The following is a 1,460-nucleotide window of genomic DNA, read 5'->3' as shown; positions in this document are numbered from 1 at the left end:
TGATGATGGATAACGACTTCCGCCAAATGGCATTGCGTCAAACGCGTACCAACGGCGAAGACCCTGCCGGGCAACTGATCTTTTGGTCGGATTATTTACTCGATTCCGACGCGAAAGGCCTAATGTTTGCACGTGTGGGTTGGCATAACCCGCAGCAACAGTTCCCGCGTGGTGAAGTGACTAAAGTGGGCTATCGCGTTAAAGAAGAAACCTTGCAGCGTGTTTGGTGGCGTTATCCAGATACCCCAGTTGGGCAGGAAGGCATTGTCACTCCGTTGCTGACGCAGGTGGAATCTTTCGACATGCGTTTTTATGACGGTAAACAGTGGAAGAAAGAGTGGGACAGCAATAAAGAGTTGCCGAAAGCTGTCTCAGTTGTCTTGAAGTTGCAGGATTACGGTGAAATTGCGCGCACGTATCTAACGCCAGATGGCAAGCTTGCAGAAAGTGAAAGAAACAAAGCATCGGAGGGCAACAACAATGGCTAATCGTCAGCGTGGTGTTGCTTTGATTATTGTACTGATGTTGTTGGCGATTATGGCGACCATTGCTGCCACCATGTCTGAACGTTTGTTTTTGCAGTTTCAGCGCGGTTCAAACCAAATCCATTACCAGCAAGCATATTGGTACAGTGTTGGTGTTGAAGCCTTGGCTGAAGTGGGTATCGAGCAGAGCTACAAAGACAGCGATACCATCAACCTCAGCCAACCTTGGGCGATTAAAGAACAAGTGTACCCATTGGACTATGGTCAAGCTGCAGGACGTATTATGGATAAGCAAGCGTGCTTTAACCTCAATGTGTTAAGTCGAGTGCAGCCGACCGGACAACAAACCACTCGACCATATTTGGTTCAAGTGCTGCAGCGTTTGTTGGAAGAATCGGATGTAGAGCCGTATCAAGCGGAAGTGATTGCCGATTCCACTTGGGAATACATTGATTCAGACAGCACAGTACGTTCAACCACCGGCGTGGAAGACAGCACCTACGAATCGATGAAACCTTCGTATTTAGCGGCTAATGGTTGGATGGCAGACAAAACTGAACTGCGCGCAGTATATCAAGTGAGTGGTGAAATTTATCAAAAGATTGAGCCCTTGGTATGTGCGATCCCAAGTGATGATTGGCGTTTAAACGTCAACACGATAGAGGTGGAACAAGCGCCGATTTTAGTCGCTATGTTTTCACCGAACTTGAGCAGCAGCGATGCGGTTCAACTGATAGAAAAGCGTCCCTTCGATGGTTGGGACAGCGTAGATGAATTTCTAGCGGAGTCAGAATTAACTGGCTTGAGCGATGATGTAAAGAAAAACGCCAAAGGCTATTTAGGAGTGGATAGCTCCTTCTTCGAATTGGATGCACAAGTGTTGGTGGATGATTCACGAGTACGTATCCGAAGCCTTTTGCAAAGTACAAATAGAGAAACGGTGACCGTAGTTCGCCGTCGTTTTGGAGGGATCAG

Annotated in this window: 2 protein-coding genes; both read left to right on the top strand. The window is 47.6% G+C overall.

The window, feature by feature from the left end:
* Window positions 1–488 (top strand): type II secretion system minor pseudopilin GspJ (gene gspJ, locus R7Q48_RS24120; RefSeq protein ID WP_318132598.1); only part of this gene is annotated, 488 nt, incomplete at its 5' end.
* Window positions 481–1,460, top strand: a 980-nt coding sequence (gene gspK, locus R7Q48_RS24115) for a type II secretion system minor pseudopilin GspK (RefSeq protein ID WP_318132596.1), incomplete at its 3' end; no start/stop codon positions are given. The genes gspJ and gspK, both read left to right, overlap by 8 nt.

The organism is Vibrio sp. 378, from assembly GCF_033339435.1.
Note: the sequence above shows the minus strand (reverse complement) of the source record. Positions and strands in the feature narration are given on the sequence as shown.